This is a genomic window from Streptomyces capitiformicae (assembly GCF_002214185.1).
GTDB classification, from domain to species: domain Bacteria; phylum Actinomycetota; class Actinomycetes; order Streptomycetales; family Streptomycetaceae; genus Streptomyces; species Streptomyces capitiformicae.
This window is the reverse complement of record NZ_CP022161.1, coordinates 9,485,856-9,498,741: the sequence shown is the minus strand read 5'-3', so window position 1 is coordinate 9,498,741 and position 12,886 is coordinate 9,485,856. Positions and strand designations below refer to the sequence as shown.

Sequence of the window (12,886 nt, the reverse complement as noted above, 5' to 3'; positions counted from 1 at the left end):
GGCGCTGGACGCGGATCGTGGCGCGGTCGTCCCTCGTAGAATCACCACGTGAACGCCCCCCTTCCCCCCGCCGACATCCTCCGCACCGCCCTCGTCACCCTCCTCGACGGTCTCCCGCCGAAGGCGGCCGCGCAGGCGGTGGAGCGGCTGATCGTGAACTATCGGGGGCGGACGCCGACGGACGCCCCGGTGCTGCGGGACCGCTCCGACGTCGTGGCGTACGCGGCGTATCGGATGCCGGCGACGTTCGAGGCGGTGTGCTCGGCGCTGGAGGCGTTCGCGGCGGCGGTGCCCGGGTGGGTGCCCGGCGGTCATGTGGACGTCGGGGGCGGTACGGGTGCGGCGACGTGGGCCGTGAACGCGACCTGGGAGGGCGGGCGGCCGGTGACGGTGCTCGACTGGGCGGAGCCGGCGCTGGCGCTGGGGCGGGAGATCGCCGCCGCGAACCCGGAGCTGAAGGCCGCAGAGTGGCAGCGCTCTCGTATCGGATCGGCGCTCACGATCGAGAGCACTGATCTCGTCACCGTCTCGTACGTCCTCGGCGAGCTGACCGACGCCGACCGCACCGCCGTCGTCGACGCCGCCGCGACCGCCGCCCAGGCCGTCGTGATCATCGAGCCCGGCACCCCCGACGGCTACACCCGCGTCATCGAGGCCCGCGACCGCCTCATCGCCGCCGGCTTCCACATCGCCGCCCCCTGCCCACACAGCGCCGCCTGCCCCATCGTCCCCGGCGAGGACTGGTGCCACTTCTCCGCCCGGGTCAGCCGTTCCTCCCTGCACCGGCAGGTCAAGGGCGGCTCCCTGGCGTACGAGGACGAGAAGTTCAGCTACGTCGCCGCCACCCGCTTCCCCCCGACCCCGGCTCCCTCCCGCGTCGTACGCAAACCGCAGATCCGCAAGGGCCAGGTCCTCCTCGACCTCTGCGAAGGCCTCTCCGAGACCGGTCCCGTTCCCGCCCTCACCCGCACCACCGTCACCAAACGCCACGGCCTTCTCTACAGGGCCGCCCGCGACACCGGCTGGGGAGCCGCCTGGCCGCCACCCAGCGGGGACGACGACCAGAGCTGAAGCGGTCTCAGCCCACGGACGGAGGCCGGGGGCAGGAGGGCGGAGGGGCGGGCCGCCCCGCGTACTGGACGCGCCGCCGAGGTGGTGGCCCGTAAATCACTTGCGGCGCGCATGCGTCCTCGGGCTATGTCATCGACCATGACCACGCAGACCACGAAGACCGCGAAGACCGCGAAGACCGCGAAGACCGCGAAGACCGCGAAGACCGCGAAGGCCGCGAAGGCCGCGAAGGCCGCGCAGACCGCGCAGACCACGCAGACCACGCCGTACCTCGAAGAGATAACCCCCGCCAACATCGAGACCGCATTCGACGTCCGCATCCGCCCGGACCAGGAACACCTGGTCGAGCCCGTCGCGAAGTCCCTCGCCGAGGCGTACGTCTACCCCGGCGTCGCCTGGCCCCGCCTCATCCGGGACGGCGACCGCGCCGTCGGCTTTCTCATGGCCTTCCTCGACATCGACTGGAAGGGCGACGGCAGCGGCACCGACATCCGTTCGGGCCTCTGGCGCCTCAACATCGCCGCCGGCGAACAGGGCCGGGGATACGGCCGTTTCGCCGTGGAATCCGTCGCCGCCGAGATCCGCCGCCGTGGCGGCAACCAGCTCTTCGTCACCTGGCACCCCGGCCCGGACGGCCCGGAACAGTTCTACCTCGGCCTCGGCTTCCGCCTGACGGGGGAGACCAGCGGCGGCCAGACGGTGGGCGTGCTGGAGTTGGGCGAGTGATCACCACCAGCCTGGGCTCTCGGTACGAGTTCTGCTGGATGGACCTCAAGACCCGTGACCTCCCCGGCACCGCGGCCTTCTTCTCCGCTGTCCTGGGCTGGCGCTTCGCGGTGGACGAGGAGGACTGGCGCCGGGCCACGAAGATCGCCACCGTGGACGGCCATCGCATCGGCGGCGTGAGTGACCTCGCGAACTCCGTCTATCCGCCGGGGACGCCGCCCCACCTCGCCCACTACCTGGCGGTCGACGACATCGACCGTCGCGTCGAGACGGCCACGGCGCACGGCGCCCGTCTCGTCGTCCCGCCCTTCGACGCCGGTGACCAGGGCCGCATGGCCACGCTCACCGACCCGACGGGCGCCGCCTTCTCCCTCTGGCAGCCGCACCGGTTCACCGGGTGGGAGTTCCCGCCCCACGCCGCCGGTGCCCCGTACCGCATGCTTCTGGCCTGCGAACAGCCGGATCTGGCCCGGCACTTCTACCGCGAGGTGACGGGCACGGACTTCGTCCACGCCGACTTCATCGAAGCCCGTGGACCCGTCGAGACCGCCCCGCAGTGGGAACTCGCGGTCGGCGTCGACGACTTGGACGCCGTAGCCGAACGTGCGCGTGGCCACGGTCGGGGCCGCTTTGCCCAGTCCGGAGAAGGCGGTCGATCCCTGTTGCGACTGAGCAGCCCGGAAGAGCTGACCCTTCTGGTGGTCGGTCTCCGGAACCGCTGAGCAGGCGCGTCCGCCCCGCCCGGCCCCCGGTGAGGCCGGGCGGGGCGGACCCGCTCCTGTTCATGACGTCTCGCCGGTCGTGCCTTCCGAGTGCGTACGTCCTTGCTGTCGTTTCTCCTGGAGCTTGCGCAGCAGTTCGCGCTTCTGGGTCTGAGGGTCGAGGCCGCCGCCGACGCGGCCGTTCGGGTTGCCGCCGCGTAGGGCCTTGCGGCCGAGGTTCCTGCGGGCGCCGCCCACTCCCAGCATGTTTCCTGCTCCACCTCGGGACATCAGCAGTCTCCTCTTGTGACGATACGGTTCGTCTCGCTTTCTGGCTTCATCACTGTCAGGCGAGACGGACCGTCTTGTCAACTGATAAATTCGGGGCATGGCCAAAAAGACCGCCCCCGACTCCACCCGCCGCAGCGAGAAGTCCCGCCGCGCCATCTACGACGCCGCCCTCGCCCTCGTCAGCGAGGTCGGCTACCAGAAGACGACCATCGAGGGCATCGCGGCCCGTGCGGGCGTCGGCAAGCAGACGATCTACCGGTGGTGGTCGTCCAAGGCGGACGTCCTGCTGGAGGCGTTCATCGACCTGAGCGCCCAGGCGGCCGAGGCCGCGGCCCACCCCGAGGCCATCGGGGAGCAGGCGGAGTACGAGATCCCGGACACCGGTGATCTGGAGGCCGATCTCAAGTTGGTCCTGCGGGCCACCGTGGACGAGCTGCTCGACCCCAAGTTCGAGGCCCCCTGGCGGGCTCTGGCCGCCGAGGGGATGGTCAACCAGCGGCTCGGTGCCGAGCTGGTCGGAAAGCTCCTCGAACCCCAACTCCAGTTGTACGTCAAGCGCCTGCGTGCCGCCCAGGAACAAGGCGCCGTACGCCCGGACATCGACCCGCGCATCGCCCTCGAACTCTTCGTCTCGCCCCTGGCTCAGCGGTGGCTCCAGTACGCGGGCCCCATCTCGTACGAGTACGCCCTGCACGGCCTCGCGCCCCGCTGAGCCCGGTCAACTCCCCTTCCTGTCCCGCTCAAGTGTGACCAACCGACCAGAGGGTACTCGGCAGTGGATCGTAAATACCGCCAAAGCATGCAATAGCCCACCATCCCTGTCCCGCTCCGGCATCGCCCCACCTACCCCGGATGGGTGCTCCGGCCCCCCGGAGCGCAGGATGGTGGGAGCATGGGGCATGCTGTCCGCACCACAGCGAGGCGAGGGGACAGATGAGCGCGACGTTCGGCGGCCGGACCGGTCGGCAGGGCAGGATCTCCGAATGGCTGCGCGCCCGCCGCACAGGCCGCCCGCTCCAGGAGACCGCCGACGACGCCGACCGTGAGACGCTGCTGCTCGCCACCGCCGCTGCCGGACTCCCGCTCGCGCCCGCCGCGTACCCCTCGGGCTACCGGTGTTCCTGCGACCGCGTCGGCTGTCCCACCCCCGCCCGGCACCCGGTGTCCTTCGCGTGGCAGACCCAGTCCACCACCGACCGCGCCCAGATCGAGCGTTGGGCCCGGCATCAGCCGCAGGCCAACTTCATCACCGCGACCGGCATGGTCCATGACGTACTCGACGTTCCGCTCACCGCCGGGCGGCAGGCGTTGGAGCGACTGCTCGCCTCCGGGATCGAGGTGGGCCCCGTCGCGGAAGCGGAGTCCGAGGCCGACGACGGACGGCTCCTCTTCTTCACCCTCACCCGCGGTACACCCGAGGACGAGGACGAGTGGTGGCCCTGCGAACTGGACTGCCACCCGGAGACCATGGACGAGCATCCCGGCCTGCGTTGGCACTGCCGCGGGTCCTACGTCCTCGTACCGCCGGCCCGGCTCCCCGGCGACCTCGCTGTCCACTGGGTACGCGGTCCCGAGCACCCGCTGCCGGATCCGCTGAGCCTGCTGGAGATCCTCACCGACGAATGCGCCCGGCACGCGGGCGAGGAGCCGGACCGCACCAACTCGCCCTGGCCCCTGCACGGTTAGGGCCCCCAGAAGCTATTCGCCCTTCGCCCCCGTGAGCCCGCCCACCTGGCTCAGGAACTTCACCTGTCGGTCCGCCGCCGTCTTCGCCGGATCGAGCACCGCCTGGTTGGAGACGAACTCCAACGTCAGCGACTCCTTGGGCTCACCCGTCATCAGCGCCTTCACGGCCGCGTCGTTGACGGGGATGTCGACGCCCTGCGCGGCCGTCTGCTTCTGGTAGTGGCGGGTGGTGAAGAAGACCATCGCCCCGCCGTCCGTGGTGCGCAGCCCGATCGGCGCGTAGTCGCCGTTCGTCAGGGGCTCGTCGATGTACTGGCGTACGATGCCCGGCCGTTCCGCGTTCTGCCGGCGCTCCGCGCGCTCCTCCGAGGTGTACACCCCGTCCGCGAAGACGGCGCTGTCCTCCCTCAGATACGTCACGTACCGGTCGGGCAGTTGAGCGGGGGCGACGGCGAGAGCGGGGTCGTCGGGGGTGACCACCTGGGCGAAGCCGTCCTCGTCCTTCTGGAACTCGGGCATCTCGTCCGCGGCGACGATCGTGAGGAACGACACCTCCCACAGGTCGTCCAGCCCGTCCCGGGTGAACACGAACACCCAACGACCCCCGGAATTGCCCTTGTTGGCGGCGGCGTCGGCCACGAACCAGCGCGGCCAGGCGGCCTTCTCCGGGATCGTGTACTTGACGTCCGTCAACTCCAGCGGCACATGCTCGGGGTTGCCGCTCGGGTTGATCTTCGCGCCGGAGCGGAGCTTGCCGCCGTCGATGTCGGCGAGGGCACCGGTCACCCGGTCGGCGTCCAGGGACTGGTCGTACGCCTTGTCCGCCGCGTTGTACGCGGTGGTGAAGTCCTTCAGCGCACCGGCGGCCTCCGACGGTGTCGCCGTGGCGACGATCTCCAGGTCGCCACGGACCACCACACACCCGCTCGCCGTCAACGACAGCGCGGTCACCGCCGTGGTCACCAGCACGCCGCGGCCGTACGAGCGGAGCCAGGCCGGCCCTCCATGCCTACGAACCGGACGAACCTCACGAAGCCTTCGTGGGCTCCGAACCCCGAGAACCCTGCTCATCAGGAATCTTCACCTTCCCCTTCCCGGAGGCGAACCCTACCGGGGCGAGGAACAGCGCGAGCGTCGGGATCAGATACAGGGGCCAGACCGTGACTTGGAGGATGGTCGGGGCCGGCTGGAAGTTGAACACGCCACCGCCGGCGGCCTGTCCGCCGCGATCAGCCCGTCGTGCAGGATCGCCACCCGGTCCGCGTACGCTGCCGCGAGCGCACCTGGGCGATGGAGGCGCGGCCGGAGAGCCAGGTGACCAGGGCCCCAGATCGTGCAGGACGACCACCACGGCGTCCCCGGCCCGCGCCCGCTCCCGGCACACCCGCAGCACCAGCTCCTGATGGCGCAGGTCCAGCGCGGCGGTCGGCTCGACCAGCATCAGCAGCGGGGCCCGCTGGGCGCGCACCCGGGCCGGCGCGACCCGGGCGCGCTCGCCGCCGCTGAGCGCGGAGAAGGGCCGGACCGCGAACCCGGTGACCTCCGTGACGGCCATCGCCTCCGCCACCGCGGAGTCGTCCTCCTCGTACGCCCCCGGCTGCCGCGCCCAGGGCGCCCTCGAAACAGCTTAGGCTAGCCTTACCTGTCTCCAGTGCCCGGCCGCCGTGTCGTCCGACCAGCGCCCGATGATGTTTCAATGCGGGAGTGACTGACTTCGACGTGCTGCGGGTGTTCTGCGGGCCCGGCGGCGGATACGGCAACGAACTGGGCGTCGTACGTGAGGGATCCGTACTGCCCGACCGCGAGGACCGCCAGGCCTTCGCCGCCGAACTCGGCTTCAGCGAGACCGTGTTCGTGGACGACCCCGAGCGCGGTGTCCTCGACATCTACACCCCCACCCTGCGCCTGCCCTTCGCCGGCCACCCCTGCGTCGGCGCCGCCTGGCTGCTCGACGTGCCCGAACTGGTCACCGAGGCCGGTGTGGTCGGGGCCCGGCTGGACGGGGAGTTCAGCTGGATCGAGGCCCTGCCGGAGTGGGCCCCGCCGCGCACGTTCCGCCAGTACGCCTCCCCGGCCGAGGTCGACGACCTGGAGGTCCCGCCGCCCGGCGAGTGGATCTATGCCTGGGCCTGGGAGGACGAGGCTGCGGGCCGTATCCGCGCGCGGGCCTTCCCGGGCCGCGGCGACGGCATCGACGAGGACGAGGCCACCGGCGCGGCCGCGCTGCAGCTGACCGCACGACTGGGCCGTGCCCTCAATATCGTCCAGGGCACCGGCTCACAGATCCTCACGGCTCCGCAGCCGCACGGGTGGGTGGAGGTCGGCGGCCGGGTGTTCCTGGAGCGCCAGCCGGAGCCCGGCCATGGGCTCACGGGGCTCCCTGGGCTCACGGGGCTCCCTGGGCTCACGCGGTGAGGGGGAACTCCTCGCCCAGCGCCCGGAACACGGCCGTGTTCAGCGTGAACGCCCGCTTGCACTCGCTCACGATGCGCTGCTTCTCCAGGTCGTCCGCCCGCACCCGGTCCAGCAGCTCGCGGTAACCACGCTTGAACGCGGCCGGGTTGGCGATGTCCTCGAAAACATAGAAGCGGACCCCGTCGCCCTTCTTGGCGAAACCCCAGGTCTTCTCGGCCCGGTCGCGGATGATCTGTCCGCCGGAGAGGTCGCCGAGGTAGCGCGTGTAGTGGTGGGCCACATAGCCGCCGGGCCACGTACGCGCGCACTCGGCGACCCGCGCCGCGTACACCTCGGTCGCCGGCAGCGCGGAGAGCGCCGACCGCCAGTGCGGGCCGCGCAGATGCCTCAGGTCCCGCTCCAGCGCCGTCAGCCGCATCAGCTCGGGCTGGATGAACGGCCCGGCGACCGGGTCGTCGGCCAGCGCCCGCGCGCCGCTCTCCAGCGCCTCGTACACGAACCACAGCTGCTCGGTGTAGCGCGCGTAGGCGTCGACGCCGAGTTTGCCGCCCAGCATGTCGCCCATGAACGTCGTGGTCTCCGCCTCCGTGTGCTGCTCGTGGGACGCGGTGCGGATGATCGTGGAGAACGCCGTGACTGCCGTTTCTGACCCCGCGGCGGAGCCGCTATCGGATGCGGTCGACGCGTTCATGAAGGCCTCCGGTGCCGAAGTGGAATGACGAGAACCTGCCCATACTTTCGATGGTTAGGCTTACCTAAGTCAACAGGTTCCCGACTCCCTGTCGGTAAAACCGTACCCCGGATCCCGATCAAGCTCACCTGGATCGGCATGAAAAAGCCCGCCGTCCGGAGGGAGCCGGAGGGCGGGCCGAGGAAGGGTGGGTGGGGAGGCCGGGAAAGGCAGGTCAGCAGGGGTTATGGAAGCGTGAGGATCTCCGCGCCCGTCTCCGTCACGACCAGCGTGTGCTCGAACTGGGCCGTGCGCTTGCGATCCTTGGTCACGACCGTCCAGCCGTCGTCCCACATGTCGTAGTCGTGCGTACCGAGCGTGAGCATCGGCTCGATCGTGAACGTCATCCCCGGCTGGATCACGGTCGTCGCGTGCGGGGAGTCGTAGTGCGGGATGATCAGCCCCGAGTGGAACGACGAGTTGATCCCGTGCCCCGTGAAGTCGCGCACGACCCCGTACCCGAACCGCTTCGCGTACGACTCGATGACCCGCCCGATGATGTTGATCTGCCGGCCGGGCTTGACGGCCTTGATGGCGCGGGCGAGGGACTCACGGGTCCGCTCGACGAGCAGCTTCGACTCCTCATCCACGTCCCCGACGAGGTAGGTGGCGTTGTTGTCCCCATGGACGCCACCGATGTACGCCGTCACATCCAGGTTGACGATGTCGCCGTCGCGCAGCACGGTCGAGTCCGGGATGCCGTGGCAGATGACCTCGTTGATCGACGTGCACAGCGACTTGGGGAACCCGCGGTAGCCGAGGGTCGACGGATAGGCGCCGTGGTCGCACATGTACTCGTGGGCCACCCGGTCCAGCTCGTCCGTGGTGACTCCGGGCGCGATGTGCTTGGCGGCCTCCGCCATCGCCCGCGCCGCGATCCGCCCGGCGATCCGCATCGCCTCGATCGTCTCGGGCGTCTGCACCTCCGGTCCGGTGTACGGAGTCGGGGCGGACTTGCCCACGTACTCGGGTCGGCGGATGTTTGCGGGGACGGAGCGGGTGGGGGAGAGCTTCCCCGGTGCGAGCAGTGACTGGCCAGACATGCCAGCGAGTTTAACCAGCGGCTGTGGGGGACCATGTCGGTGGCGATCGGATACGAATCGGATGCGATCGGTCGGTGAGAGGAGCTCGAGTCATGCCCCTGTTCAAGCGGCGTACGGCCGGCAAGCCCGGCGAGTGGTTCTATTGCCTGGAACACAAGAAGGTCGAAGAGGGCCCCGACTGCCCCGGCAAGGACCGCATGGGCCCCTACGCCACTCCCAAGGAGGCCGCCCAGGCGATGGAAACGGCCCGCGACCGAAACGCCGAGTGGGAAACGGACCCCCGCTGGCACGACGCCCCGGCCTCGGGCCCGGACCCCGACTGACGGAACGGCGACGAGCCGCTTGGCAGTCACGAGCGGTGCGGGGGTGGGAAGGGCTGTGACCCGCAGTCGCCGACGGCGGCCGGCCCTCACATGAGACCCGCACCTGTCGCTTGGCAGTGGGCCATGCTCAGCCGCGGCCACCCCCGGAGCAATCGGTTTTCCCCGCCCCGGGCGGTCACCACCGCGCCGGCGGCGGTGCGGTCAGCTGGTCGGCCAGGCGGGCGAGCCGGTCGCGCAGGCGGCGTCGGCCTCGCCGAGGCGGCAGGGACGGTTCGCCCGCCGCCGCGCTCACCAGATGCTGGACCGTGTCGAGGTCGACGTCCGGGTCGGGCGGTGCCGTCAGCGACTCGTGGGCCAGGACGGCCAGGTCCCGGTCCCCGGTGTCCAGCGCGAGCACCCTCGCCCCGGCGCGCCGCGCGTCGTGCACCCGTTCCAACAGGGCGGCACCCGGCGCGGACGGGGCCACGACCAGCAGGGTCTCGCCGCGTCGGGCCGCCGAGACCCGGCCCAGCCCGACCGCCAGATGTGAAGGGTCAGAGGGGCGCGAGGCATGGCGTACGAGCGTGGGGGACAGCTCCGGCGTGCCGGACCACGCGGCCTCGTCCACCAGGTGCGCCGCGAGATGCCACGGCTCGTACTCGGCGGTGCCCACGAGCAGCAGCCCACCGCCGTACGACACCACGGACCCCCGCAACGCCTCCGCGAACCGCCGGGTGGCCCCCAGCCACTCGGTCCCGGCGAGCATCTCCCGCAACAACGCGACCCGTACGGTGTCCATGCGCCCGCATCCTGCCGCAACCGGCCACTCGTGACCCAGAGTTCACCGGAAATTCGCCCGAGCGGGGCACCCAGGCCGCACCGGGACGACCCGCAAACCACCCAAGGAGCCCCTCGTGCCCCGCACCCCCACCACGACCCAAACCCTCACCACCCCCGACACCAGCGTCCCCTTCCGCGCAGGCACCGACGGCTACGCCAGCTTCCGTATCCCGGCCGTCGTCGCCGCCCCCTCCGGCGCCCTGCTCGCCTTCTGCGAGGGACGGGTCGGCGGCCGGGAGGACTTCGGGAACATCGACATCGTGGTGAAGCGGTCGACGGACGGCGGCCGGACCTGGGGCCCGCTCCAGGTCGCGGCCGAGAACGGCGACGCCCTCGCCGGCAACCCGGCCCCGGTCGTCCTCGACACCGGCCGGATCCTCCTCGTACACGTCCGCAACGCGGCCCTGGCCACCGAGGACGCCATCCGCCGAGGCGTGGTGAGCGCGGCCGACGGCCGGCGGGTCTGGGTGCAGCACAGCGACGACGAGGGGGCGACCTGGTCGAGTCCCAAGGAGATCACCGAGCAGACGAAGAAGGCCGAGTGGCGGTGGTACGCCACCACCCCGGGCCACGCCCTCCAGCTCTCCACCGGCCGCGTCGTCGTCCCCGCCAACCACTCCCTCCCGCCGACCGGGAAGGACAACGGCACGGAGGGCAAGTACAACGGCGGTCACTGTCTGCTCAGCGACGACCGGGGCGCCACCTGGCGCATCGGCTACGTCGACGACAACACCGACGGCTACATCAACGTCAACGAGACCACCGCCACCGAACTCCCCGACGGACGCGTCTACTTCAACACCCGCAACGACTCCCCGGCCCCCGGCACCCGCGCCGACGCGTACTCGCAGGACGGCGGTGAGAGCCTGGTCAAACCGTTCCGGCCGCAGGCGGGCATCACCGGCCCGGTCGTCGAGGGCAGCGTCCTCCAGCTCCGCGATCCCGACCTGCTCCTCCACTCCGGCCCCGCCGACCCCGGCTTCCGCGCCCTGATGGCCGTCCGCGCCAGCACGGACCACGGAGTCACCTGGCGCCTCGCCCACACCGTCGACGGCCTGCCCGCCGCGTACTCCGATCTCGTACGCGTCGACGAGGACACCGTCGGACTGCTCTACGAGACGGGCGACTTCAGCGCGTACGAGACGATCACGTTCCGCCGGATTCCCGTGACCTCCCTCACCTGATCCGGCCGCTCCCGGCCTCCGTCCGCGCACGTAAAGTCAGCCCATGACCTCTACTGACAGTGCACAGACGACCGCCCCCGCCAAGACCCCGGCCAAGGACCCCTTCGACCTGCCCGACGTCTCCGGGCTGGTCGTCGGTGTGCTCGGCGGCACCGGCCCGCAGGGCAAGGGGCTCGCCTACCGTCTCGCCAAGGCGGGGCAGAAGGTGATCATCGGCTCGCGGGCCGCCGACCGCGCGCAGGCCGCCGCCGAGGAACTCGGGCACGGGGTCGAGGGCGCCGACAACGCCGAGACCGCGCGCCGCAGCGACATCGTGATCGTCGCGGTGCCGTGGGACGGCCACGGCAAGACCCTCGAATCCCTGCGTGAGGAACTGGCAGGCAAGCTCGTCGTCGACTGCGTCAACCCGCTCGGTTTCGACAAGAAGGGCGCCTACGCGCTGAAGCCGGAGGAGGGCAGCGCCGCCGAGCAGGCCGCCGCCCTGCTGCCGGACTCCCGCGTCACCGCCGCCTTCCACCACCTCTCCGCCGTCCTTCTCCAGGACCCGGAGATCGAGGAGATCGACACGGACGTCATGGTCCTCGGCGAGGAGCGGGCCGACGTCGAGATCGTCCAGGCGCTGGCGAACCGCATCCCCGGTATGCGCGGCATCTTCTCCGGCCGGCTCCGCAACGCCCACCAGGTCGAGTCCCTGGTCGCCAACCTGATCTCCGTGAACCGCCGCTACAAGGCCCACGCGGGGCTCCGCCTGACCGACGTGTAGCCGATACGCGTACACGTACGGGCATGGGGGACACTGGACGCCGTACCACCCCGTCCGACTGTCCTGTCAGGAGCCGACCCCCATGCCCCGCCTCGCCCTGTACGCCCTCGCCGTCTGCCTGCTCGCAGTCGCCGCTGCCGTGGTCTCCTTCGCCCGGGGCAGCTGGCTGGGTGTGGTGTGGGTGCTGATGGCCGGACTCTCGTCCAACATGACCTGGTACTACGTCCGGCGGGCGAAGCTGGAGCGCGAGGCGGCCTCCGCCACCTCCTCCCCCTCGGTCACAGACTGAGGCGTCACAGACCGAGGCATCACAGACTCAGACACACGTCGCTGTCCTCGCGCCAGAAGCGGTACAGCCGGAAGCCGCAGTCGGCCAGTACGTCCTGCACACCCAGCGCACGCATGAACGCGTCGATCGCGTCCCAGAACGCCTCGTTCACGGTGGGGATGAACAGCACCGCGAACACCAGCAGCAGCCCGAAGGGCGCCAGCGGCTCCACCTGGCGGCGGATCTTGTACGACAGCCAGGGCTCGATCACCCCGTAGCCGTCCAGGCCGGGCACCGGCAGGAAGTTCAGGATCGCCGCCGTGACCTGGAGCAGCGCCAGGAAGGCGAGGGCGAACAGGAACGCCGCCGGCACCCCGTCCGTCACACCGAGCCAGAACGGGGCCGTGCAGACCGCCGCGAACAGCACGTTCGTCAGCGGGCCCGACGCCGAGATCAGGCTGTGCTTCCAGCGGCCCTGGATCCGGCCGCGCTCGATGAAGACCGCGCCGCCGGGCAGACCGATACCACCCATGATCACGAAGATCACCGGCAGCACGATGCTGAGCAGGGCGTGCGTGTACTTCAGCGGGTTGAGCGTGAGATAGCCCTTCGCGCCGATGGAGATGTCACCGCTGTGCAGGGCGGTACGGGCGTGCGCGTACTCGTGCAGACACAGCGAGACGATCCACGCCGAGGTCACGAACAGGAAGACGGCCAGCCCGGGTTGCTCGGAGAACCCGGTCCAGGTGGCCCATCCGGTGACCGCCATGACGGCCACGATCCCCACGAAAACGGGGCTGATCCTCCGGTCGCTCCGGCGGGACGCGGCGGTGGTCATGGGGCTCCTAGGACTCTCGATCGCACTG

The 12,886-nt window shown here is 70.7% G+C and carries 17 protein-coding genes and 2 pseudogenes; 11 read left to right on the top strand and 8 right to left on the bottom strand.

All coding sequences use genetic code 11. The features are described from left to right. Positions 1–48: 48 nt before the first annotated feature. The 3 genes from CES90_RS42665 (at position 49) to CES90_RS42655 (ending at position 2,519) form a co-directional block, all read left to right on the top strand. Positions 49–1,071 carry a small ribosomal subunit Rsm22 family protein gene (locus CES90_RS42665; protein WP_189788369.1) on the top strand — a complete coding sequence of 341 codons (1,023 nt, stop codon included), beginning with the start codon at positions 49–51 and terminating at the stop codon, positions 1,069–1,071. A gap of 138 nt (positions 1,072–1,209) precedes the next feature. Then, positions 1,210–1,797, top strand: a complete 588-nt coding sequence (locus CES90_RS42660) for a GNAT family N-acetyltransferase (RefSeq protein ID WP_189788370.1) — start codon at positions 1,210–1,212, stop codon at positions 1,795–1,797. Then, complete coding sequence (locus CES90_RS42655) at positions 1,794–2,519, top strand: VOC family protein (protein ID WP_308437945.1); 726 nt, start codon at positions 1,794–1,796, stop codon at positions 2,517–2,519. The genes CES90_RS42660 and CES90_RS42655 overlap by 4 nt, the downstream gene beginning before the upstream one ends. A gap of 60 nt (positions 2,520–2,579) precedes the next feature. Here the strand turns inward: CES90_RS42655 and CES90_RS42650 are convergent, their stop codons facing one another. Next, on the bottom strand, positions 2,580–2,765 hold the full coding sequence (locus CES90_RS42650) for a DUF6243 family protein (protein WP_229914486.1): 186 nt from the start codon (positions 2,763–2,765) through the stop codon (positions 2,580–2,582). A 121-nt stretch (positions 2,766–2,886) separates the two neighbouring features. Here CES90_RS42650 and CES90_RS42645 point away from each other — a divergent pair, with 121 nt between their 5' ends. Together CES90_RS42645 and CES90_RS42640 are read left to right on the top strand one after the other, a co-directional pair. Further along, complete coding sequence (locus CES90_RS42645; protein WP_189788372.1) at positions 2,887–3,501, top strand: TetR/AcrR family transcriptional regulator; 615 nt, start codon at positions 2,887–2,889, stop codon at positions 3,499–3,501. A 221-nt stretch (positions 3,502–3,722) separates the two neighbouring features. Next, a complete protein-coding gene (locus tag CES90_RS42640; RefSeq protein WP_189788373.1) occupies positions 3,723–4,475 on the top strand; it encodes a bifunctional DNA primase/polymerase in 753 nt (250 codons plus the stop codon). Between the two features lie 12 nt (positions 4,476–4,487). Here CES90_RS42640 and CES90_RS42635 read toward each other — a convergent pair whose 3' ends face one another. The 3 genes and pseudogenes from CES90_RS42635 to CES90_RS42625 form a co-directional block, all read right to left on the bottom strand. Continuing rightward, positions 4,488–5,546, bottom strand: coding sequence for a hypothetical protein (locus CES90_RS42635; RefSeq protein ID WP_189788374.1), 1,059 nt, complete (start codon positions 5,544–5,546; stop codon positions 4,488–4,490). Beyond that, positions 5,503–5,679 (bottom strand): annotated as a pseudogene (locus CES90_RS42630) (iron transporter); the annotation flags it as partial. The pseudogene CES90_RS42630 and the gene CES90_RS42635, both read right to left, overlap by 44 nt. 2 nt (positions 5,680–5,681) lie before the next feature. After that, positions 5,682–6,099: pseudogene (locus CES90_RS42625) on the bottom strand (hypothetical protein); the annotation flags it as partial. An 80-nt stretch (positions 6,100–6,179) separates the two neighbouring features. Here CES90_RS42625 and CES90_RS42620 point away from each other — a divergent pair. Then, the gene (locus tag CES90_RS42620; protein WP_189788375.1) at positions 6,180–6,890 is read left to right on the top strand and encodes a PhzF family phenazine biosynthesis protein; all 711 of its coding nucleotides are present in this window, start codon (positions 6,180–6,182) and stop codon (positions 6,888–6,890) included. Here the strand turns inward: CES90_RS42620 and CES90_RS42615 are convergent. After that, positions 6,880–7,506, bottom strand: a complete 627-nt coding sequence (locus tag CES90_RS42615) for a biliverdin-producing heme oxygenase (protein ID WP_232791432.1) — start codon at positions 7,504–7,506, stop codon at positions 6,880–6,882. The two genes, CES90_RS42620 and CES90_RS42615, sit on opposite strands and share 11 nt — an antisense overlap. Here CES90_RS42615 and CES90_RS50645 point away from each other — a divergent pair. Then, complete coding sequence (locus tag CES90_RS50645; RefSeq protein WP_229914489.1) at positions 7,454–7,609, top strand: hypothetical protein; 156 nt, start codon at positions 7,454–7,456, stop codon at positions 7,607–7,609. The genes CES90_RS42615 and CES90_RS50645 overlap by 53 nt on opposite strands. Before the next feature lie 196 nt (positions 7,610–7,805). Here CES90_RS50645 and map read toward each other — a convergent pair whose 3' ends face one another. Beyond that, on the bottom strand, positions 7,806–8,663 hold the full coding sequence (map, locus tag CES90_RS42610; protein WP_189788377.1) for a type I methionyl aminopeptidase: 858 nt from the start codon (positions 8,661–8,663) through the stop codon (positions 7,806–7,808). Between the two features lie 92 nt (positions 8,664–8,755). On the opposite strand from map, the gene CES90_RS42605 reads away from it, so the two are divergent. Beyond that, positions 8,756–8,986 carry a hypothetical protein gene (locus CES90_RS42605; protein WP_189788378.1) on the top strand — a complete coding sequence of 77 codons (231 nt, stop codon included), beginning with the start codon at positions 8,756–8,758 and terminating at the stop codon, positions 8,984–8,986. Positions 8,987–9,161: 175 nt separating this feature from the next. Here the strand turns inward: CES90_RS42605 and CES90_RS42600 are convergent, their stop codons facing one another. Then, on the bottom strand, positions 9,162–9,764 hold the full coding sequence (locus CES90_RS42600; RefSeq protein ID WP_189788379.1) for a hypothetical protein: 603 nt from the start codon (positions 9,762–9,764) through the stop codon (positions 9,162–9,164). Positions 9,765–9,879: 115 nt separating this feature from the next. Between CES90_RS42600 and CES90_RS42595 the strand changes: the two genes are divergently transcribed. The 3 genes from CES90_RS42595 to CES90_RS42585 all read left to right on the top strand — a co-directional run bounded on the left by CES90_RS42595 (position 9,880) and on the right by CES90_RS42585 (position 12,041). Then, positions 9,880–10,989 (top strand): sialidase family protein, encoded by a 1,110-nt coding sequence (locus CES90_RS42595; RefSeq protein ID WP_189788380.1) that lies wholly within the window; start codon positions 9,880–9,882, stop codon positions 10,987–10,989. 43 nt (positions 10,990–11,032) lie between these two features. Further along, complete coding sequence (npdG, locus tag CES90_RS42590) at positions 11,033–11,752, top strand: NADPH-dependent F420 reductase (RefSeq protein ID WP_189788381.1); 720 nt, start codon at positions 11,033–11,035, stop codon at positions 11,750–11,752. Positions 11,753–11,834: 82 nt separating this feature from the next. After that, positions 11,835–12,041, top strand: coding sequence for a hypothetical protein (locus CES90_RS42585; protein ID WP_189788382.1), 207 nt, complete (start codon positions 11,835–11,837; stop codon positions 12,039–12,041). Positions 12,042–12,060: 19 nt separating this feature from the next. Here CES90_RS42585 and CES90_RS42580 read toward each other — a convergent pair whose 3' ends face one another. Further along, the gene (locus tag CES90_RS42580; RefSeq protein ID WP_189788383.1) at positions 12,061–12,858 is read right to left on the bottom strand and encodes a site-2 protease family protein; all 798 of its coding nucleotides are present in this window, start codon (positions 12,856–12,858) and stop codon (positions 12,061–12,063) included. Between the last annotated feature and the right edge of the window lie 28 nt (positions 12,859–12,886).

What these genes read in the sequence shown, in the direction of transcription:
- CES90_RS42660 (WP_189788370.1), top strand. Translation starts at nt 1,210, where the DNA reads ATGACCACGCAGACCACGAAGACCGCGAAGACCGCGAAGACCGCGAAG.
- CES90_RS42650 (WP_229914486.1), bottom strand. Translation starts at nt 2,765, where the DNA reads ATGCTGGGAGTGGGCGGCGCCCGCAGGAACCTCGGCCGCAAGGCCCTA.
- CES90_RS42645 (WP_189788372.1), top strand. Translation starts at nt 2,887, where the DNA reads ATGGCCAAAAAGACCGCCCCCGACTCCACCCGCCGCAGCGAGAAGTCC.
- CES90_RS42640 (WP_189788373.1), top strand. Translation starts at nt 3,723, where the DNA reads ATGAGCGCGACGTTCGGCGGCCGGACCGGTCGGCAGGGCAGGATCTCC.
- CES90_RS42635 (WP_189788374.1), bottom strand. Translation starts at nt 5,546, where the DNA reads ATGAGCAGGGTTCTCGGGGTTCGGAGCCCACGAAGGCTTCGTGAGGTT.
- CES90_RS50645 (WP_229914489.1), top strand. Translation starts at nt 7,454, where the DNA reads ATGAACGTCGTGGTCTCCGCCTCCGTGTGCTGCTCGTGGGACGCGGTG.
- map (WP_189788377.1), bottom strand. Translation starts at nt 8,663, where the DNA reads ATGTCTGGCCAGTCACTGCTCGCACCGGGGAAGCTCTCCCCCACCCGC.
- CES90_RS42605 (WP_189788378.1), top strand. Translation starts at nt 8,756, where the DNA reads ATGCCCCTGTTCAAGCGGCGTACGGCCGGCAAGCCCGGCGAGTGGTTC.
- CES90_RS42600 (WP_189788379.1), bottom strand. Translation starts at nt 9,764, where the DNA reads ATGGACACCGTACGGGTCGCGTTGTTGCGGGAGATGCTCGCCGGGACC.
- npdG (WP_189788381.1), top strand. Translation starts at nt 11,033, where the DNA reads ATGACCTCTACTGACAGTGCACAGACGACCGCCCCCGCCAAGACCCCG.
- CES90_RS42585 (WP_189788382.1), top strand. Translation starts at nt 11,835, where the DNA reads ATGCCCCGCCTCGCCCTGTACGCCCTCGCCGTCTGCCTGCTCGCAGTC.
- CES90_RS42580 (WP_189788383.1), bottom strand. Translation starts at nt 12,858, where the DNA reads ATGACCACCGCCGCGTCCCGCCGGAGCGACCGGAGGATCAGCCCCGTT.